This is a genomic window from Sphingomonas sp., from assembly GCF_035944535.1.
Classification (GTDB): domain Bacteria; phylum Pseudomonadota; class Alphaproteobacteria; order Sphingomonadales; family Sphingomonadaceae; genus Sphingomonas_B.
Window position 1 is genome coordinate 28,635 of record NZ_DASZBC010000005.1, and the last position, 20,027, is coordinate 48,661.

At 66.2% G+C, this 20,027-nt stretch carries 15 protein-coding genes; 9 read left to right on the forward strand and 6 right to left on the reverse strand.

Translation table 11 applies throughout. The features are described from left to right. Positions 1 to 12: 12 nt before the first annotated feature. The 4 genes from VGT77_RS03810 to VGT77_RS03825 all read left to right on the forward strand — a co-directional run bounded on the left by VGT77_RS03810 (position 13) and on the right by VGT77_RS03825 (position 6,031). Entirely contained in the window at positions 13 to 285 is a 273-nt protein-coding gene (locus VGT77_RS03810) for an HNH endonuclease (RefSeq protein ID WP_414713357.1), read from the forward strand. Positions 286 to 353: 68 nt separating this feature from the next. Continuing rightward, the gene (locus tag VGT77_RS03815; protein WP_327459742.1) at positions 354 to 938 is read left to right on the forward strand and encodes a hypothetical protein; all 585 of its coding nucleotides are present in this window, start codon (positions 354 to 356) and stop codon (positions 936 to 938) included. 90 nt (positions 939 to 1,028) lie between these two features. Further along, positions 1,029 to 5,675 carry an NAD-glutamate dehydrogenase gene (locus tag VGT77_RS03820; protein WP_327459744.1) on the forward strand — a complete coding sequence of 1,549 codons (4,647 nt, stop codon included), beginning with the start codon at positions 1,029 to 1,031 and terminating at the stop codon, positions 5,673 to 5,675. A 5-nt stretch (positions 5,676 to 5,680) separates the two neighbouring features. Beyond that, positions 5,681 to 6,031 (forward strand): TfoX/Sxy family protein, encoded by a 351-nt coding sequence (locus tag VGT77_RS03825; protein WP_327459745.1) that lies wholly within the window; start codon positions 5,681 to 5,683, stop codon positions 6,029 to 6,031. A 63-nt stretch (positions 6,032 to 6,094) separates the two neighbouring features. On the opposite strand, the gene VGT77_RS03830 is transcribed toward VGT77_RS03825, so the two are convergent. Beyond that, positions 6,095 to 6,847: a TonB family protein gene (locus tag VGT77_RS03830; RefSeq protein ID WP_327459749.1), complete on the reverse strand. Its 753-nt coding sequence runs from the start codon at positions 6,845 to 6,847 to the stop codon at positions 6,095 to 6,097. A gap of 77 nt (positions 6,848 to 6,924) precedes the next feature. After that, positions 6,925 to 7,848 (reverse strand): SMP-30/gluconolactonase/LRE family protein, encoded by a 924-nt coding sequence (locus VGT77_RS03835; protein WP_327459751.1) that lies wholly within the window; start codon positions 7,846 to 7,848, stop codon positions 6,925 to 6,927. A 107-nt stretch (positions 7,849 to 7,955) separates the two neighbouring features. Between VGT77_RS03835 and VGT77_RS03840 the strand changes: the two genes are divergently transcribed. From VGT77_RS03840 to VGT77_RS03855, 4 genes are all read left to right on the forward strand, one after another. After that, positions 7,956 to 9,383 carry an NAD-dependent succinate-semialdehyde dehydrogenase gene (locus VGT77_RS03840; RefSeq protein WP_327459752.1) on the forward strand — a complete coding sequence of 476 codons (1,428 nt, stop codon included), beginning with the start codon at positions 7,956 to 7,958 and terminating at the stop codon, positions 9,381 to 9,383. Positions 9,384 to 9,506: 123 nt separating this feature from the next. Continuing rightward, positions 9,507 to 11,144, forward strand: coding sequence for a thiamine pyrophosphate-binding protein (locus VGT77_RS03845; RefSeq protein WP_327459754.1), 1,638 nt, complete (start codon positions 9,507 to 9,509; stop codon positions 11,142 to 11,144). Between the two features lie 14 nt (positions 11,145 to 11,158). Continuing rightward, the gene (locus VGT77_RS03850) at positions 11,159 to 11,584 is read left to right on the forward strand and encodes a cytochrome c family protein (protein ID WP_327459756.1); all 426 of its coding nucleotides are present in this window, start codon (positions 11,159 to 11,161) and stop codon (positions 11,582 to 11,584) included. After that, complete coding sequence (locus VGT77_RS03855) at positions 11,584 to 13,167, forward strand: amidohydrolase family protein (RefSeq protein WP_327459758.1); 1,584 nt, start codon at positions 11,584 to 11,586, stop codon at positions 13,165 to 13,167. The genes VGT77_RS03850 and VGT77_RS03855 overlap by 1 nt, the downstream gene beginning before the upstream one ends. 34 nt (positions 13,168 to 13,201) lie before the next feature. On the opposite strand, the gene VGT77_RS03860 is transcribed toward VGT77_RS03855, so the two are convergent. Both VGT77_RS03860 and VGT77_RS03865 read right to left on the reverse strand, forming a co-directional pair. After that, complete coding sequence (locus VGT77_RS03860) at positions 13,202 to 14,014, reverse strand: MipA/OmpV family protein (protein WP_327459760.1); 813 nt, start codon at positions 14,012 to 14,014, stop codon at positions 13,202 to 13,204. Continuing rightward, positions 14,011 to 15,834 carry a DUF885 domain-containing protein gene (locus VGT77_RS03865; RefSeq protein WP_327459761.1) on the reverse strand — a complete coding sequence of 608 codons (1,824 nt, stop codon included), beginning with the start codon at positions 15,832 to 15,834 and terminating at the stop codon, positions 14,011 to 14,013. Before VGT77_RS03865 ends, VGT77_RS03860 begins: the two co-directional genes overlap by 4 nt. A 74-nt stretch (positions 15,835 to 15,908) precedes the next feature. Between VGT77_RS03865 and VGT77_RS03870 the strand changes: the two genes are divergently transcribed. Then, the gene (locus VGT77_RS03870) at positions 15,909 to 17,498 is read left to right on the forward strand and encodes a response regulator (RefSeq protein ID WP_327459763.1); all 1,590 of its coding nucleotides are present in this window, start codon (positions 15,909 to 15,911) and stop codon (positions 17,496 to 17,498) included. Positions 17,499 to 17,509: 11 nt separating this feature from the next. On the opposite strand, the gene VGT77_RS03875 is transcribed toward VGT77_RS03870, so the two are convergent. Both VGT77_RS03875 and VGT77_RS03880 read right to left on the reverse strand, forming a co-directional pair. Next, entirely contained in the window at positions 17,510 to 18,649 is a 1,140-nt protein-coding gene (locus VGT77_RS03875; RefSeq protein ID WP_327459765.1) for an acyl-CoA dehydrogenase family protein, read from the reverse strand. Positions 18,650 to 18,763: 114 nt separating this feature from the next. Next, entirely contained in the window at positions 18,764 to 19,957 is a 1,194-nt protein-coding gene (locus tag VGT77_RS03880) for an acyl-CoA dehydrogenase family protein (protein ID WP_327459767.1), read from the reverse strand. Between the last annotated feature and the right edge of the window lie 70 nt (positions 19,958 to 20,027).

A 20,027-nucleotide genomic window follows, 5' to 3' on the forward strand; every position in this document is an offset into this window, starting at 1 on the left:
TTTTGCATGGGCATGGACGAACCAGGCTGCTGGCTGTGCGGGCGCCCGCTGGGGCGGAGGGTCGAATATCATCATCCGCACCCGAAGAGCCGCGGCGGGCGCGAGACAGTGCCCGTCCATCCAATCTGCCACCGCACCATTCATGCGCGATTTTCGAACATGGAACTGGCGCGCAGTCCGAGTGCGGAGACACTGCGGGCCGATGCGGAGATCGCCCGCTTCTTGGAATGGGTGGCCGGCAAGCCCCCCGACTTCCACGCACCGACGCGCCGCCGCAGGAGCTAGGGCCTGTTTTACGCGGCGTTTACTCCTCCGGCGGCACTATGCCCCGTCAAAGGTCAAGGGAATGGGCGATGGACGCGGGCTACGGCTTCGAGCGTGACGAGGATCCGGCCGAGGAAGTGATCATCGAGGCACCGCCTCCGGTGATCGGCGGCGCGGAGCGGCGGCTGCATGTGCGCGCTTATGAACATTGGGCGTCGCTGCTCTGCGGCCGCGCTTTCCCGAGCATCGACGATCTCGATTTTGCCGCCATCGACGAGTTCGAAGCACGGTCGGTGCTGATCGACTATACAGGCGACGTGACCGCGCCCAAGATCGCGCGCATCGGCGCGACGCTGCGCGACGAATGCGGCGCCGCTGCCGGCATCAAGGCGGTATCGGATGTGCCCAGGGGTTCGCTGCTGTCCCGCCTGACCGACCATTATCTGGAGATTATCGGCACCCGCGCGCCGATCGGCTTCGAGGCCGAGTTCACCAACAATGAAGGGCTGCCGACCCTCTATCGCGGCATCCTGATGCCTTTCTCCGCCGATGGCGAGACGATCGACCATGTGCTGGGCGTGATCAATTGGAAGCACGCCCCCTCCCCCGATCTGAACGACGCCCTGCAGCGAGAGATGGCGAAGCTCGCCGGTTCCAGCAGCACGCGTCACTGAACCGGCCGGGGTTGAGATCGGAGCGCGCCCGGCGCATAGCGCCCGCTTGAGAGCCCGCGTTCGACGGGCACCAATCGCAGGCGGAGTTTCATGGCGACGGCCACGCGCAACCGGCAAGGCACGCCGGACCAACAGCTTATCAGCGACCTTTCCCAAGCCTTGATCAAGGGCGCCCTGCCGGGCGAGCTGGACGATTTCGACGAGCAGGCGCGGCTGGACGCGGCGACCTTCGTCGCCGAAGCCGCCGCTGAACGGACGCCGGGGCAGCCTTCGATCAAGTTGGAGTCGGTCGCTCATGGCCGCCGGTTCATGCGGCTCGCCATTGTCAATGACGACATGCCCTTCCTGGTCGATTCGGTCGCCGGAACGGTTAGCGCGCACGACCTGTCGATCGACCGCGTTCTCCATCCCGTGCTCTGCATTCGCCGCGACGAGGCGGGTCAGCTGATCGGCCTGCTCCCCAGCGGCGAAAGCGGCGCCCGGCGGGAGTCGATGATCTATATGGAAGTCGAACGCGCCGACGCGCGCGAACGACGCGCCTTGCTGGCAGAGCTCGAGGCCGTGCTCGGCGATGTGCGGGCCGCGGTCGAGGACTGGCCGCTGATGCAGCGCGCGCTCAAAGCGGATGCCGACCGGCTGCCGGACGGCGAAGGCGCGGCGCTGCTGCGCTGGTTCCTCGACGCGCATTTTACCCAGCTTGGGCACGAGATACGCGACCGCGAGAATGTCCGGCGCGATCCGCTCGGCATGTCGCGCGCGGGGGGCCAGGAGTATATCGCCCGTGGTTCGCTCGACCGGGCGTTCGAGTATTTCAACGTGGGCGGCGAGGCGCCGCTGCTGATCAAGTCGAACCTGATCGCAACCGTCCACCGCCGTGCGCCGCTCGACCTGATCCTTTTGCCCGTTCGCGAGGGCGGCGCTATTAATGCCCTTTCGATCCACGCGGGGCTGTGGACCAGCAGCGCTCTCGGCACGCCGCCCAACAAGATCCCGATCCTGCGCGCGCGCCTTTCGGCGCTGCAGGAGAAATACGGGTTCGACCCCGCGGGCCATGCCGGCAAGGCGCTGACTCACGCGCTTGCCGCCTTGCCCCATGACCTGCTGATCGCCTTCGCGCCGGCAGAACTGGAAAAGCTGGCCCTGACCTTCATGTCGCTGGCCGACCGGCCGCGGCCCAAGCTGGTGACGGTCACCGGCGCGCTCGGCCGTCACGTCTTCGCCTTTGTCTGGCTGCCGCGGGATGAACTGACCACCGCGCGCCGCCTGACGATCGGCCGCCTCCTCGCCGAGTCCGCCAACGCGAAGATCCTCAACTGGGGCGTGGCGCTGGAAAGCGGCGACTTGGCGCTGATCCGCTACACGCTCGACATCCGCGAAGGCCGGGTGCCGGACACGGAAGCGCTCGACCGGCGCATCGCCGAGATGGTGCGCGGTTGGGCGCCGGGCATCGAGGCGACGCTCGCCGAGCATGTCGATCCGGGCCGGGCGGCCCGTTTGCGGCTCCGCTACGCGCAAAGCTTCCCTGCCTATTATCGAGGCCGATATACGGCAGCCGAAGCTGCGCTGGACGTGCTGCGCCTGTCGCAGCTGGAAGGCGCGCAAGCACGCGACGTCCGGCTGCACCGGTTCGAGCGGGACAATGAACGTCAGCTGCGACTGAAAATCTTCAACGTGGGCGGATCGGTGCCATTGTCAGCCGCGGTCCCTACACTTGAGAATTTCGGCTTCCGTGTCATCGAAGAAATGCCGGCGACACTCGAAGACCGGCTCGGCAGCATCCACGACTTCCTGCTGGAAGTTGAAGACGGACAGCAGGCGCAGGCCCTGCTCGCCCGCGCGGACGTGATCGAACCGGCGGTCGCCGCAGTGTTGTCCGGCACGGCGGAGAATGACGCGTTCAACAGGCTGATCGTGACCAACGCGATGCTGCCGCGCGAAGTGATGCTGTTCCGCGCCTGGTTCCGCTATCTTCGTCAGACCGGCCTGTCCTACGGCCTGATGACCGTGGTGGAGGCGCTGCGTCGCGCGCCTTCCGTCGCACGCGGCATCATCGACCTGTTCGACGCCCGCCACGATCCGGCTCGCGCATCCGAGTCGGACGCCGACAAGGCGCTGCGGGCGATCGATGCCGGGCTGAGCCAGGTGCAGGCCGCGGACGACGATCGCATTCTGCGGATGATCCGCAGCGTCGTGTCTGCGACCCTGCGCACCAACGCTTTCTCCCCCGCTGCGACCGAAGCGCTCGCCTTCAAGCTGGACAGCGCCGCGATTCCGGGACTGCCTGCGCCGCTGCCCTGGCGCGAAATCTGGGTGTACAGCCCGCGCGTCGAGGGCATTCACTTGCGCGCGGGTCCCGTCGCCCGCGGCGGCCTGCGCTGGTCCGACCGGCGCGACGATTTCCGCACCGAGATCCTGGGCCTGATGAAGGCACAGCGGGTGAAGAACGCCGTCATCGTCCCGACAGGCGCCAAGGGCGGCTTTTTTCCGAAACAGCTGCCGCCCGCGGCCAACCGCGACGCCTGGCTGGCGGAAGGCACGGAATCCTACCGCGTCTTCATCCGCTCGCTACTGTCGGTCACTGACAATATCGTCGCGGGCAAGGTCGTGCATCCGGAGCAGGTGGTCGCGCGCGATGGCGACGACCCCTATTTCGTCGTCGCGGCCGACAAGGGCACTGCCACCTTCTCAGACGTGGCTAACGCCATCGCGCTGGAGCGCGGCTTCTGGCTGGGCGACGCATTCGCGAGCGGAGGCAGCCAGGGCTATGACCACAAGGCGATGGGCATCACCGCCAAGGGCGCCTGGGTCTCGGTCCAGCGCCATTTCGCGGAACAGGGTATAGACGTCCAGACGCAGACGATCCGCATCGTCGGCTGCGGCGACATGTCCGGCGACGTGTTCGGCAATGGCTTGCTTCTCTCCAAAGCGGTGAAGCTGGTTGCCGCTTTCGACCACCGCCACATCTTCATTGATCCAGATCCCGATCCGGCAGCGAGCTGGGCGGAGCGCGAGCGGCTCTTCGCCCTGCCCCGCTCCAGCTGGGCGGACTATGACGAGAAGCTGATCTCCAAGGGCGGCGGCGTCTTCCCGCGCACCGCCAAGACGATCACCCTGTCCGAAGAAGCGCAGGCCGCGCTTGGCATCACCGAAGCGGAGCTGGAACCGGCGGCGGTGATCTCGGCGATCCTGAAGAGCCCGGCCGACCTGATCTGGTTCGGCGGCATCGGCACCTATGTGAAGTCGCGCACGGAGTCGAACGGCGAAGTCGGCGATCCGGCCAATGACGCACTGCGCGTCAATGCCGAGGAACTGCGCGCGCGTGCGATCGGCGAAGGTGCCAATCTCGGCGTCACCCAGGCCGCGCGCATTGCTTTCTCGCAGCTGGGCGGTCGTATCAACACGGACTTCATCGACAATTCGGCGGGCGTCGATTGCTCGGACAATGAGGTCAACATCAAGATCGCGCTCAACCGCGAGATGAACGAAGGCCGGCTGTCGTTCGAGGACCGGAACGCGCTCCTCGCACGAATGACCGACGATGTCTCCGAGCTGGTGCTGGACGACAACCGCCACCAGACGCTGGCGCTGTCCGTCGCGGAGTCAGGCGCGACCACCGGCCTGCGCTCCTATGTGCGGCTGATCGAGACTTTCGAGGCTGCGGGCCGCCTGGATCGTGCCGTCGAGGGTATCGCCGGCAATGACGAACTGCTGCGGCGGGCGCAGGAGAATCGGGGATTGACCCGGCCCGAGCTGTCGGTGCTGCTCTCCACCGCCAAGCTGGCGCTCCAGGATGCGATCGAGGCGAGCCGGCTCAGCGAGGACTCGAGCCTCGACGCCGACCTGCTTGCGGCCTTTCCGCCCGAGATGCGCGAGAAGTTCGCGGAGCCGATCACTCAGCATCAGTTGCGGCGTGAGATCCTCGCAACCAAGATCGCCAACCGGATGGTCAATCGCCTGGGCATGATCCATCCGTACGAGCTTGCGGAAGAGGAAGGCGCGGCGCTCGGCGACATCGCCTCGATGTTCGTCGCGGCCGAGCGGCTCTTCGGCCTGCCGCAGCTCTGGAACGCGATCGACCATGCGGGGATGAGCGAAGCGGCGCGGATCGCCCTGCTAGACGCCATTGCAGTCGGCGTGCGGGCGCAGATGGCGGACCTGCTCCGCGCGACGGACCCCGGCACACTGCCCGGCGAGCTGGTCGCGCGGCTTGGGCCGGGCATCGGCCGGCTCGACGCGCAACTCGAGGCGCTGCTCGAGGAAGAGGCGCAAGCTTCCTCCGCCACGCTGTCGCGGCGACTACTCGAGTTCGGCGCGCCGCCTGAATGCGTACGCCGCGTCGCCCGGCTTTACGAGATGGATGGCGCGGTCGGGCTCGCGACCCTCGGCGTCGAGACGAACACAGACGAGGTCGTGCTCACCCGCGCTTTCACCGGCGTCGGCGAGGCTTTGGGGCTCGACTGGGCGCAGGCGACCGCCGCGCGGCTCGCCCCGTCCGACCCGTGGGAGCGGCTGCTCACCGCCGGCCTGGCTCGCGACTTCCAGCAGATGCGGCTGGACTTCCTCGCCCGCGCCGGCGGCAAGGACCCTCAGGCCTTCACCGCCGAATGGCTCGACCGCCAGTCCGGCCGTGTGGCGCAGTTCCGCGACCTGATCCATCGGGCGCGGGCCACCACCGCGCCCAATGCGGCGATGCTAGCCCAGATCGCCGGCCAGGCGCGGGTGCTGCTCGGGAGATAAAGAGCTTGGCGTGCGACCCGAACACCGTCTCCTTCCTCCTCGACCAGCTGAGCGCGGGCGGGGTGGAGGTGACGGCCAAGAAGATGTTCGGCGAATACGGCCTTTACCTCGACGGCAAGATGGTCGCTCTGGTGTGCGACGATCAGCTGTTCGTGAAACGCACGATTGGCGGCGCTGCCTTCACCGGCCCGATCGAGGAAGCGCCGCCTTATCCGCAGGCCAAGCCGCACCCGCTGATCGACGCCGATCGCTGGGATGATGGCGACTGGCTGGCGGAGCTGTTGCGGATCACGGCCCGCGAGCTGCCGGCGCCGAAGGCCAAGAAGGCCACAAAGACCTGCTCGTCCCGAGCGTAGTCGAGGGGCGCTTCTCCGAACTCTCTACCTCCGCCGCTCGACTTCGCTCGGGACGAGCGGAAATCAGCGATCCTCGTCGCGGATGTCATGAACCTCCCAGGTGTGGTTTTGGACGATGGTGGCGGGTGCAGGCCTGCCCTGCGGATCGCGCGAGGGCTCGTAGCGGAAACGCTCCTGAATTAATCGGCAGGTGACGTCGTCCAGGATCGGGCTGCCGCTGGAGCGGGTGATGTCGCAGCGCGCGACCCGGCCTTCGGTGTCGACGACGAAGCGTACGCCGACCGTGCCGCCAATCCCCTCCTCCCCCGCGGCGCGAGGATAGTCGGAATCACGGATGCGGCCCTTGCGCAGGCGCGGCGGTGTCCAGACACCGCCCGCTCCGTCGCCATCGCCGAGGCCGCCGGCGCCGCGACCATTACCGAAGCCTCCCGCGCCATAGCCCGGGCCGGGAATGTCGGCCGAGCCGGCCGAGGGCGCATTGCCGACGCCGGCGATCGGCGCAACAGGCACCGGGTTTGGCGACCGCACCGGGATCTTGGGCGGCGGCAGCACGATCTGCGTGGGCTCGGCCCGCAGGTTCGGCGGCGAGGCTTCGCCTTCGGGGCGCTCCGACTTTACCTTGTGCGGGGTCTTGGTCTCGGGCTTGGGCGGATCGGCCGGCGGCAGCACGTCGATCAGCTTGAGCTCTTCGCTGACACGGCGCGGCAACTCGAACTTAAGGCCGGCAATCAGCGCATAGCCGAGCAGCGCGTGCACGAGCGCCACGCCTATAGCCGATGCGGCCCTTTCCTTGCTCCAGCCTCGATCCGCGTACATGCTAGCCTCGCATCCTCAACGCGCGAGGTGCGGACTCTGCATCAGTCCGGCTGAACCGCGTCGGTGCGGACCGTTCGTCAGCGGTTCAGATAGTGCAGCGGCAATCCGGGCCGCGGCCAGTCCACGCTCACCAGCCGGCCTGTGCCTGACAGGGTGATGTATGCGGTGCGCAGGTCCGGCCCGCCCCAACAGATGTTGGTCGTGAACGGGTCGCCGGTCGACACAAAGTCCACCAGCTCGCCGGCAGGCGAGATCACCGAAATGCCGCCATTGCCGATGGTAGCGACGCAGATATTGCCGTCGCTGTCGACGCCCAGACTGTCGAACCAGCTATAGCCGCCCGCGCCATACACGAACTGCCCTCCAGAGCCGGTCAGGCTCTCGCCCTTCGCAAGCTTGCCGGGCGCTTCGATATCGAAGGCCCAGAGCTTGGCGGTGAAGGTCTCGGCGACATAAAGCCTTTTGCCGTCAGGCGAGAGGCCGATGCCGTTCGGATTCTCCAAGGGGAAGATCGCTTCCTCGATATGGCTGCCGTCGGCCTTCGCGTAGAAGACCCCGACCACGTCGCGGGACCGCTCGAAGGTCTTGCCGTGATCGGTGAACCAGAAGCCGCCCGCATCGTCGAAGACGATGTCATTGGGGCCGCGCAGCTGCACATCGCCGGCATGGGTGTAGAGGGTTTCGACACGGCCGTTGTTCGGGTCGATTCGCTGGATCGATCCGCCGCTCCAGCTCTTAGCCGCGCCATGTGGGATCAAAAGTCCCTGCGCTTCGATATATTCGAAGCCACCATTGTTGCAGAGATAGAGCATGCCGTCGGGACCGAGGGCGAGCCCGTTCGGCCCGCCACCAGGCACGGCAATGGTCTCCGACTTGCCGTGGCCCCAGCAGCGGGTGATGCGCCCGGCCTCGATCTCGACCAGAATGACGCTGCCATCCGGCATAGCGACAGGGCCTTCGGGGAAGCGGAGCCCCCTCGCAATCTCGGTAAACTGGTTCATCGTCCCCTCCGTTCGGGCTGAGCTTGTCGAAGCCCTGTTCTTGTTTCTAGGGTCGGTAGGGAGAAAAGCAGGGTTTCGACAAGCTCAGCCCGACGGAGTAGGTGGATATGCAAGCGCAGTACGACGCAGACCTGAAGCTGTTCGTGAACGGAGCGTGGCGCGCGAGCGAGGATCGGCAGGCGGTCCTCAACCCGGCGACCGGCCAGGCCCAGGCGGAAGTCCCGCTGGCCAGCGCCGCCGATCTCGACGAGGCACTCGCAGCTGCGGATCGCGGCTTCAAGCTGTGGAAGGCGACTGACGTGGAGGCGCGCGCTGTTATTCTTCACAAGGCGGCGGATCTGATCCGTGAGCGCGCCTACCGGATCGCGACGCTGCTGACCCTTGAGCAGGGCAAACCGATCGGCGAGGCCAAGGGAGAGGTGATCGGCGCCGCGCAGCTGTTCGACTATTATGCCGAGGAGGCGAAGCGGGCTTATGGCCGCGTGCTGGTGCGGCCGACGGGGCAGCGCTCGATCGTCATCAAGCAGCCGGTCGGGCCGGTCGCTTCGTTCACGCCCTGGAACTTCCCTGTCTATCTGATGGCGAAGAAGCTGGCGGCCGCGCTCGCCGCCGGCTGTTCCGTCATCGCCAAGCCACCGGAGGAAACGCCCGGCTGCACTTCTGCGGTGATGCGGGCGCTCGCCGATGCCGGGCTGCCCGTCGAGGTCGCGCAGCTCGTCTTCGGCGTACCGGACACGGTGAGCCGCCACCTGCTCGCCTCGCCCGTGATCCGCAAGGTGAGCTTCACCGGCTCGGTGCCGGTCGGCAAGCACCTGATGCGGCTCGCGGCCGATGGGTTGAAGCGGGTGACGATGGAGCTGGGCGGCCACGCCCCGGTGCTGATCTTCGACGACTGCGATCTCGAGCGCACGCTGGACATGCTCGTGCCGCAGAAGTTCCGGAACGCGGGCCAGGTCTGCGTCTCCCCCACCCGCTTTTATGTGCAGCAAGGCGTATATGACCGCTTCGTTGAAGGCTTTGCCGCGCGCACCAGCGGCTATCAGGTCGGCAACGGCCTGGATCCGGCGAGCAAGATGGGGCCGCTCGCCAATGGCCGGCGCCCAGACGCGATCGCGGCTCTGGTCGACGATGCAGTAGCCAAAGGCGCCAAGCTCGCGGCGGGGGGCGAGCGGTTCGGCGACGGCTTTTTCTACAAACCGACGCTGCTTGCCGACGTACCCCTCGACGCGCGGATCATGAACGAGGAGCCGTTCGGCCCGGTCGGCGTCGCTCGGCCGTTTGAGACCGAAGAAGAAGCGGTCGAACAGGCCAATCGCCTGCCCTTCGGCCTTGCCGCCTTCGCCTTCACCGAGAATGGCCGCCGGGCGAACCGGCTGGGCGACCTGATCGAGGCGGGCATGGTCGGCCTCAACACTTTCGCGATCTCGGGCGCCGACACGCCGTTCGGCGGAGTGAAGGACTCGGGCTTCGGCAGCGAAGGCGGTCCGGAAGGCCTCGACAGCTATATGGTCGTGAAGGCGATCCATCAGGCCTAGCAGCAAACCGTCATCCCGAACTTGTTTCGGGATAAGGGTGGTGTCAGTTCCGTGCGTATCCGCCGAGCACCTCGCCTGCGGACAGCTTGTCCCGAAACAAGTTCGGGATGACTAAGGAAGAATATGGGCGAACTCAGAACCGGCGGGCGCATCCTGGTCGACAATCTCGTCGCGCAGGGGACGGACCGCATCTTCACCGTGCCGGGCGAAAGCTTCCTCGCCGTGCTCGACGCGCTGCATGACACGCCCAGCATAGAGGTCGTCGTCTGCCGGCAGGAAGGCGGCGTCGGCTTCATGGCCTGCGCGGACGGCAAGCTGACTGGGCGGCCGGGTGTCGCCTTCGTGACCCGCGGGCCGGGCGCGACCAACGCTTCGATCGGCGTGCATGTCGCGATGCAGGATTCGTTGCCGATGATCCTGTTCGTCGGCGACGTGGCGCGCGGCGACCGCGACCGCGAGGCGTTCCAGGAAATCGATTTCGGCCAGATGTTCGGGCCGCTCTGCAAGAAGGTCCTCCGCATTGATCGGGCGGAGCGTATCCCGGAATACACCGCCCGCGCCTATGCCACGGCAATGTCGGGGCGTCCGGGACCGGTCGTCGTGGTGCTGCCGGAAGACATGCTGCTCGACGAGGTCGAGGCCGTGGATCGGCCGCGCGTCGTAGCCCCACTTCAAGCGCCCGACCTCGGCGATCTCGCGATTTTGCAGGACCTTTTCCGTGATGCGAAGGCCCCGCTGGCGATCGTTGGCGGAGCGGGCTGGAGCTCGGACGCAGGCGCCGCCTTTGGCGCGTGGGCCGAGCGGACTGGCGTGCCTGTGACGGCGGGATTCCGACGCCAGGACTCGATCCCGAACAGCTCGCCTGCCTGGGCCGGCAATCTCGGTTACGGCCCCAATGCCAAGCTGGTGCAGAGGGTGAAAGATGCGGACCTGCTGCTCGTCCTCGGCGCCCGGCTGGGCGAGGCTACGACCGATGGCTATGCGCTCATCACGCCCGACCACCCCGGACAGAAGCTCGTGCACGTCCATCCTGACCCGGAAGAGCTGAACAGTGTCTATCGCGCCGATCTTGCCATTTGCGCGGGCATGACGGCTTTCGCCGAGATGCTGGACGCGGTGGAGGTGAGCTTCGAGAGTGAGGCGCATGCAGACTGGCTCGATTGGTCAGCGCCTAAGCCACGTGAAGGCGCGCGCCTCGATCTCGGTCAGTGCGTGCTGGCGATGCGGGAAGCGATGCCGGCGGATACGATCATCTGCAACGGCGCCGGCAACTTCTCCGGCTGGTGGCACCGCTACTGGCGCTACGAGGGCTATGGCACTCAGCTGGCGCCGACTGCCGGTGCGATGGGCTTCGGCGTACCCGCGGCGGTGGCGGCATGCCTGAGGCGGCCGGAGCAGAAAGTCGTCGCGGTCGCTGGCGATGGCGATTTCCTGATGAACGGGCAGGAACTGGCAACGGCGGTTGCTTATGGCTGCGACCTGCTGGTGATTGTCGTCGACAATGGCTGGTACGGCACCATCCGCATGCATCAGGAGCGGGAATATCCCGGCCGCGTCTCCGGCACCCAGCTCCACAATCCCGACTTTGCCGCGCTGGCGCGGGCATTCGGTGGCTGGGCGGAGACGGTCGAGACCACCGAGGAGTTCGCCCCTGCCCTTGCTCGCGCGCTCGCGCAGGAGGGCGTCAAGCTGTTGCACCTGAAGACCGATGTCGAACAGATCAGCCCGGCGGTGACGATCAGCCAGTTGCGGGCACGCTGACACTGGAGAAGCCAATGCGCCTGATGATGTTGAGCCTGCTGGCTCTTACCGCCTGCTCCAAATCAGCCGAGCCCGAGCAGCAGGCACCAACGGCCGAAACGCCTGCGGCCGCGCCCAAGGCTTTTGCCGAGCTAAAGGGCGATCCGGCTGCCGGCGAGAAGACCTACGTCCAATGCCGCGTCTGCCACGCCGTCGAGCCGAACAAGGGCGGCGTCGGTCCGACGTTGCATCAGGTGGTCGGCCGCGCCGCCGGCTCGCTGCCCGGCTATGCCTATTCCTCGGCGATGAAGCAGAGCGGCCTCACCTGGCACGGCGAGACGCTCTACCGCTTCCTCGAAGTGCCGATGGCGGTCGTTCCCGGCACCAAGATGGCCTATGCCGGCATGAAGGACCCGCAGAAGCGCGCGGACGTGATCGCCTATCTGGAGACGCTCAAGTGATGCGCGCCTTGCTGCTGGGCGTGCTGCTGTCGGCGACGGCAGTTGCCGCCCCGGCACCGCAGCGTGACCTGAACCCGGCACCCGCGCGCAGCGAAGGCCGCGGCCCCTTCCCCAAGCTCGTCATCCGCGGTGTGACGCTGATCGACGGCACCGGCTCGCCGCCGCTCGGGCCGGTTGATATCGTCATCGAGAACAATCGGGTCGCCGACATCCTGATCGCCGGAACGCCTGGGCTGCCGCTGAAGGACAGGCGCCCGCCCGAAGGCGCCGAAGAGCTGGACGCCACGGGCATGTATGTGCTGCCCGGCTTCGTCGACACGCACGTCCATGGCGGCGACCCGACCAAGGCGCCGGATCTCGAATATGCCTATAAACTCTGGTTGGCCCATGGCGTGACGACCGTGCGGGGCGTGCCGCTGGCCGGCCCCGCGGTGTCCGCCAGCGAGAAGGGCCGGAGCGCGCGCAACGAGATCGCGGCGCCGCGGATCTGGAACTATCAGACCCTGGGCAGCGGCTGGGGCAAGGTCGACAACCCTACCAAGGCACGTGAATGGGTGCGCTGGGCGGCGAAGAACAACATCGACGGTATCAAGCTGTTCAACCGGGGCGAAGAGACGCCCGAAGTCATCGCCGCGACGATCGACGAAGCGAAGAAGCAAGGCCTCGGCACCGTCGCGCACCTCTCGCAAACCGGTGTCGCGCAGCTGGATGCACTGGAAGCGGGGCGGCTAGGCCTGGGCTCGGTCACCCACTTCTACGGCCATTTCGAAAGCCTGCTGAAAGACGCGACAATCCAAGCTTTCCCGACCGACTATAATTATCTGAACGAATATGATCGGTTCGGGCAGGTGGCCGCGATCGCCGTGCAGAGCGTCGAGCCGGGCGCGCCCGAATGGTGGGCCTATCTGGAGGAGCAGAAGAAGAACGGCGTCGTTTTCGATCCAACCTTCACCATCTACAACGCCAATCGCGACCTGATGAAGGCGCGCACTGCCGACTGGCACCGCGATTATACGCTGCCGGCGCTGTGGAATTTCTACCAGGCGAGCCGCGAGAATCACGGCTCCTATTTCTTCGACTGGACCACCGCCGACGAAGTCCGCTGGCGGCAATTCTATCAGAAGTTCCTCCGCCTGGTCGGCGATTATCGGAAGATCGGCGGGCGTGTGACCACAGGCTCGGATTCCGGCTTCATCTACCAGCTATACGGCTTCGGCTATGTGCAGGAGCTTGAGATCCTCCAGGAAGCTGGCTTCACGCCGCTGGAGGTGGTGCAGGCGGCGACGCTGAACGGCGCCCGGACGCTGAACGAACCCAAGGCCCAAGCCCCGCAATTCGGCACCGTCCGGCGCGGCATGCTCGCGGACCTGGTGGTCGTGCCTGAGAACCCGCTCGCGAACCTGAAGGTGCTCTACGGCACCGGACGGCTGCGTTTGCACCCCACCACCGGCAAGCAGGAACGCGCCGGCGGCGTGCGCTGGACCATCAAGGACGGCATCATCTACGACGCCCCCGCCCTGCTCGCCCGCGTGCGGCAGATCGTCGCGGCGGCGGAGAAGGATAACCCGAAGGTGGTGCCGTAGGGAGTTTCGTTGCTCCCGGCGGAGGCCGGGGAACTCAGCCCCCGAAAGTGTAGGTCAAGCCCAGCCCGCCCGAGAACTGGTCGCGCGTTCCGAACTGGCGAACGACGGGAGAGTCGGCCGCGTCACTGACCAGCCGGTCATAACGCACATAGCTCATCACACCCCAGCGGCGCGTGAACTGATAGGTGAGCCCCGCCGTCCCGCCGACCGACTGCAACCCGCCTTTCGGCGTGAACCGCGGCAGGCCGGTGGCGGCAGATTGCGCTGCATCGACACCGAGATAGGCGCGCTGGTACTTTGCATTGCTGAGCACCACACGTGGACCGATCGAGAAGACATAACGATCGCCGTCGCGCGCAATGAAGTCGGCGCTTGCCTCGCCGACAAAACCGTCATGCCCGCCCAGGCCCCGGCGCAGCTCTGCCCGCACGCGGAAGTTGGACGAAAGGAACGCGTGAACGAAGCCGCCGGCTTCGACAGTGGTCTTCACCTTGCCAATCGGCGCGCCGACGTCCGAGTTCTTGCGGCTGCCTTGCACGTTCAGCGACGGCCCGAACCCAATCCCGTTCGTGTTGATGACGGGAAAACCGAAACTCTCGTCCTGCGCCTCGAAGGCGAACGGCGTGTCGCCGCGCGCGACGTCGACGTTGACGTAAGGACCGAACCGCACCTCATCGGCGCCGGGGTAAGCGGGGCTCACCTGCGGTCCCAGCCCGACCCGGACGCGCCGGGGCTGCTTTTCCTGCGCCAATGCCGGCGCGGCGACGAGAGCGAGGAGCGCAAGGGCGCCGGAAGCACGGATCAGCATCATGCCCGTAACGGTCGGCTCCTCGCTTTGTTGCGTCAAGCCTTCTCCGCCGCCACGTAGCGGTTCACCACGCCGTCGAGCACCGTCATCGGCACGGGGCCGCCCAGCACCAGCGCATCGTTGAAGCCGCGGAAGTCGAAGCGCTCGTCGAGTTCGCCCTTGGCTCGGTCACGCAAGCGATTGATATAGCTGTGCCCGACCTTGTAGCCGCACGCCTGGCCCGGCCAGGAGCAATAGCGGTCGACCTCGCCCGCCACTTCCTCGACCGAGGAGCCGTTGCTGGTCGCGAACCAGTCAATCGCCTGTTGCCGGGTCCAGCGCTTGGCGTGCAGGCCGGTGTCGACGACCAGCCGGCAGGCGCGGAAAGCGAGGCTCTGCAGATAGCCGAGCCGCTCCACGGGATTGTCGCGATAGACGCCGAGCTCGTCCGCCAGCTGCTCGGAATAGAGCGCCCAACCTTCCGAATAGGCGTTGAAGGCAAGAAGCGACCGGATCAGCGGCAGCTTGAATGTGTACTCGCCCTGCCAGCCATGGCCGGGGATCGCCTCGTGATAGGCGAGCGTCGGCAGCGAAAAGCGGTTGTGCAGCTTGGTCGTGCGCAGGTTGATCCAGAAGCGGCTGGGGATGGTGCCGTCGATCGATCCGGCTCCGCCGAACGCTCCGGGCGCCCCGGGCTCTTCGGCCAGCGGCAGGCGCTTTACCTCGACATTGCCGCGCACCAGCGTGTGGAAAGCCTGCGGCATCAAGGCCTTCATCGACGCGATGCGGGTGTTGAGCAGCTCCATGATCTGCGCCCGGCCGGCATCGTTATCCGGGAATCCGAAGCGAGGGTCTTCGCCCAAGGCCGTCATGCGAGCGCCGACCGTGCCTGGCGTATAGCCGAGGCTGCGCAGGATCGGGTCCATCTGGCGCTGCAGGTCAGCAAGCTCGTCCTGCCCCATCTGATGCACTTCGTCGGGCGTCAGCCGCGTTGTTGTCGCGGCGCGCAGCGTCCAGGCGTAATATTCGTCGCCGCGCGGCAGCTTCCAGACGCCGGCGCGGCTGTCCGCACGGGCGCGGTGCAGCTGCAGTTCGGCAATTTGGCGAGCGAGCGCCGGGGCGACCCGCGTGCGGGCGATGGTCGCTGCGCGGCCGGCGAAGTCGCCCTTCATCTGCGCGGTCCGCTTGGCGACGGAGGTGACCAGCAGCCATTCGTCGGGCCGGCCCTGCTGTGCCACGGCAAGCTGCTTCAGCGCCTTGTCGAGCAGGAAGTCGGGCGCGATCACGCCCTGTGCGCGCGCGGACGCCAGCCGCTCCGTCTCGCCGTCAAGCTGCGCCGCATAGGCGTTCAGGCGCAGCAGATAGGCTTCCGCATCGGCGCTGTTCTGGATCAGGTGATCATTGTCGAGCAGCTTGGGCGTATCGAGGAACGCACCGACATTCTGGATCACGACATAGGGCGAGTTGCGATAGCCGCCGACCGCCACATCCCCATAGGGAAAAGCAAAGCCGTCCAGCGCCAGCTCGAAGGCGGTGCGCACGACTTCGACATTGGTGCGCATGGTCGGGCTCAGCCGATCGAGCGGCAGCGGCTTCAGCTGCTCAAGCCCAGCGCGAAGGTGCGCTGCCACCTCGCGCTTGCCGGCCGCCGAGCTGTCGGTCAGCCGCGCCTTCAGCCCCGCGCGCGCACCCTTGTCGATGCCCAGCCCGGTCGCGCTTTCCGGAAAATCGCGCAGCATCTGATCGGTTATGGAGTCCAGCACGCGCGACGCCTGAGCGTCGGCAGTGCTTGCAGCCGCGGCGATCGCTCGACCGCTCATGGTCGACAGCGCGGCAACCGCCGCAGACGAAAGCATCAGGTCGCGCCGGCTGACATCCATTCCGTTTCTCCAAGTCTTTCGATCCTGCTAGCCTCCCCTCGCTCTGGTGAAAAGCTGGGCGTGAAGGGGTGGCTATGGAGTGGCTGACGGACTTCATCGATGCGGGCCGCAAGTTCGCGCCGCATGGCTATTGCCTGCTCTGGCGGCCCGAATTGGTCTGGACGCATGTGATCGGCGACGCGTTGATCGCGGCCGCTTATTTCTCGATCCCCGTCGCCCTGATCAGCTTTATCCGCCGCCGCCGCGATCTCGAGTTCAGCTGGATATTCTGGCTGTTCGCGACCTTCATCGTGGCCTGCGGCGTGACGCACCTGATGGCGATCTGGACGCTGTGGAATGCCGATTACGGAGTCGAGGCGGTGATCAAGATCGTCACGGCGATCGCCTCTGTCGGCACTGCGATCGTGCTGTGGCCCTTGATCCCGCGGCTGCTCGCCATCCCCTCTCCCCTGCAGTTGCGGGAGCAGAATGCGCATCTGGAGACCACGCTTCAGCAGCTGACGCACGAAATGTCGGAGCGGCGCCGCGCTGAGGAAGCGCTGCGGCAGGCGCAGAAGATGGAAGCGGTCGGCCAGCTTACCGGCGGCATTGCGCACGATTTCAACAATCTGCTGCAAAGCGTCAGCGGCAGCCTTGCCCTGATCGCCAGCAATCCTGGCTCCGACAAGGTTGCCCGCTGGGCCGACCTGGGACGTCAGGCGGCGGAACGGGGTGCACGCTTGACCGCCCAGTTGCTCGCCTTTTCGCGCACGCAAAAGCTGGAGCTGCGGCCCTGCCCTGTGGCCGAGCTGCTCGAGGGCATGAACGAATTGCTGTCGAGCGCGGTCGGCAGTGCGACCACCATCCGCATGGAACTGGACGGGGCGCGCGGCGCCCAGGTGTTGGGCGATCCCACGCAGATCGAACTCGCGATCATGAATTTGGTCATCAATGCGCGCGACGCGATGCCGGACGGCGGCACCATCTTCGTCAGAACCAAGCCGGTCCAGGTGCACAATGATGTCGAGCTCGCCGACGGTAGCTACTTGTGCATCGAGGTGGTCGATTCCGGCTTGGGCATGTCGCCCGACGTGGCCGCACGGGCCTTCGATCCGTTCTTCACGACGAAGCCGGTCGGCAAGGGCACCGGCCTTGGCCTCTCCATGGTCTATGGAGTCGCGCGCCAGTCGGGCGGCCGCGCCGGCATCCGCTCCGAAGCGGGCAAGGGCACGACAGTCTCCATTCTGCTGCCGCTGGTCGATCAGGCCGGCGCAGCGGCGCCCGATAGGCCGGTGACCCCCGCGCTGCAGGAGCCGAAAACGATATTGGTGATCGACGATGATCCGGATGTGAGGCTGCTGACCCTTTCGATGCTGGAAGAGCTCGGCCACCGCACGGTCGAGGCAAGCAGCGGCCCCGCCGCGCTTGCGCTGCTGCCGACCGTGCGGCCTGACCTGATCCTGCTCGACTTCGCCATGCCGGAAATGAACGGGGCTCAGGTCGCCACCGAGATCCGGGCCCGCGGCGGCACGGCTCCGATCGTTTTCGCCACCGGCTTTGCCGACTCCGAAGCCATCCAAAAGGCGCTCGTCGAAGAGCCCCATCTGCTGCGCAAGCCCTATGACCTGGCGCAGCTGTCCGCCATGCTGAACCAGGCTCTGCAGTCAGCCGATCGCGCCGACTGACCGCTGCCCTCTCAGTCGGTCATGCTCAGCCGTTCGAAGCGGGCGAGGTGGTGATCGACCGAACCGAATTGGCCTTCGATCATCGTCGCGCGCTTGAAATAATGGCCGATCGCCAGCTCGTCGGTGATGCCGATGCCGCCATGGATCTGGACCGCGCTCTGGCCCGTGAACTTCAGCCCTTTGCCGACCTTGGCCTTTGCCTGGCTGACCGCCGCCATGCGCTCCACGTCGGGAAGATCGAGCTTCAGCGTGGCCATCAGCGTCATCGATGCCGACTGCTCGACCTCCATGAACATGTCGACCATCCGGTGCTGCAGCACCTGGAAGTCCGAAATCGGTCGGCCGAATTGCTTGCGCTGGCGGGCATAATCCTGTGTGCCCGCGTGCAGCCGCCGCATCACGCCGACACCCTCTGCGCAGACGGCAGCGGTCGCCTCGTCGACGATGCGCTCGACCAGCGGCAGCGCGGCACCCTCTTCGCCAATCAGCGCATCGCCCGGCACGGAGGCATTCTCGAAATAGATCTCGGACGCCCGGAAGCCATCGACGGTCGGATAGTCGCGACGGACAATGCCAGGCCGGTTCGCCTCGATCAGGAAAAGGGAGACGCCAGACGCCTCGCGCTGGCTACCACCCGTTCGCGCTGTCACCAAAAGATGCGTTGCCCAGGGCGCGGCATAGACCACCGCCTTGTGCCCGTTCAGCACCCAGCCCTCGCCCTCGCGCCGCGCGCTGGTGCGAAGATTGTGCAGCTCGTAGCGACCCTGGGGTTCGGCATAGGCGAAGGCGATCACTGCCTCTCCGGCGATGATCTGCGGGATGAGCGCATCGGCCTGGGCTCCGCCCGCGGCCTTCAATGCGCCGCCGCCGATCACCACCGTCTGCAGATAGGGCTCGATCGCAATCGCTTCGCCCAGTTGCTCCATCACGATCATGTTCTCGACCGGACCACCTCCAAGCCCGCCCTGGTCTTCGGAGAATGGCGCGCCGAGGATGCCGAGTTCGGTCGCCAGCGCGCGCCAGATGCCGGGATCGCGCCCAGTCTCTCCTGCGATCATCTTGCGCCGGGTCTCGAAGTCGTAAGTGTCGCTCAGGAAGCGAGCGAGCGTGTCGCGCAGCATCTGCTGCGTCTCGTTATAGCTGAAGTCCATATATCCTCCCGTTCCCCGGCAAGAGCCGGGGCCCAGCCCCACAAAAAGTGCCGCACCGCGGCGTGTTCGACTGCTTCGACCCCGGCCTATGCCGGAGTGGTTCTCGGCTTGTGATTACAAGCCAAGAACCATCTTCGCGATGATGTTGCGCTGGATCTCGTTCGAGCCGCCATAGATGCTGGTCTTGCGGCCGTTGAAATAGGTCGGCGCGGCGCGATGGGCGTAATCGGGCCCGATCGGATACTGGTTGTCGCCTTCCGGGAAACCGCGGAAATAGGGCGCGCCGTAATGGCCGACCGCCTCCAGCGCGAGTTCGGTGATGCGCTGCTGGATCTCGGTGCCCTTAATCTTAAGCAGCGAAGATTCCGGCCCCGGCCCGCGGCCCGATGCCTCTGACGCCAAGGTCCGCAGCTCGGTATATTCGAGCGCGGTCAGGTCGATCTCGAGTTCGGCGATCTTGCGCTTGAAGAAGGCGTTGGCGATCAGCGGCTTATCGCCGTCCATCTCGGTACGCGCGATCGTCTTGATCCGCTCGACGCCGCGCTTCGACCGGGCCACGCCTGCAATGCCGGTCCTCTCATGTGCAAGCAGGAACTTGGCGCAAGTCCACCCCTTATTCTCTTCATAGATGCGCTGGTCGACGGGCACCCGCACATCTTCCAGCCACACTTCGTTCACTTCGTGCTCGCCGCCCAAGGTGATGATCGGCCGCACGGTGATGCCGGGCGATTTCATGTCGATCAGCAGAAAGCTAATGCCTTCCTGCGCCTTGGCATCGGGGTCAGTGCGGACGAGGAAAAAGCCCCAATCCGCATGCTGGGCAAGCGTGGTCCAGGTCTTCTGGCCATTGACGACGTAATGGTCGCCGTCGCGCACCGCCCGCGTGCGCAGCGAAGCAAGGTCGGAGCCGGCGCCCGGCTCCGAATAGCCCTGGCACCACCAATCCTCGCCCGAGAGGATGCGCGGCAGGAAGCGCGCTTTCTGCTCGGCCGTGCCAAAGGTGTAGATGACCGGCCCGACCATGTTGATGCCAAACGGCAGGATCGGCAGTGTGTCCGCGCGGGCGAGTTCCTCCGACCAGATGAAGCGCTGCGTCGTTGTCCAGCCGGGGCCGCCATATTCGACCGGCCAAGCCGGCGCGACCCAGCCCTTCTTGGCCAGGATGCGGTGCCACTTCAGATAATCTTCCTTCTCGAGCTCTTCGGCGTGGGCGATCTTCGCGCGCAGCTCGGGGGGATAGTTTTCGGCGATGAAGCGGCGTGCTTCTTCACGGAACGCCATGTCTTCGGGGCTGAACTCCAGGTCCATCTCACCTCTCCTTGGTTGGACCGGTTTAGGAGCGCTTTACGTTAACGGCAAGCACCCGCGCGCTGCCGCT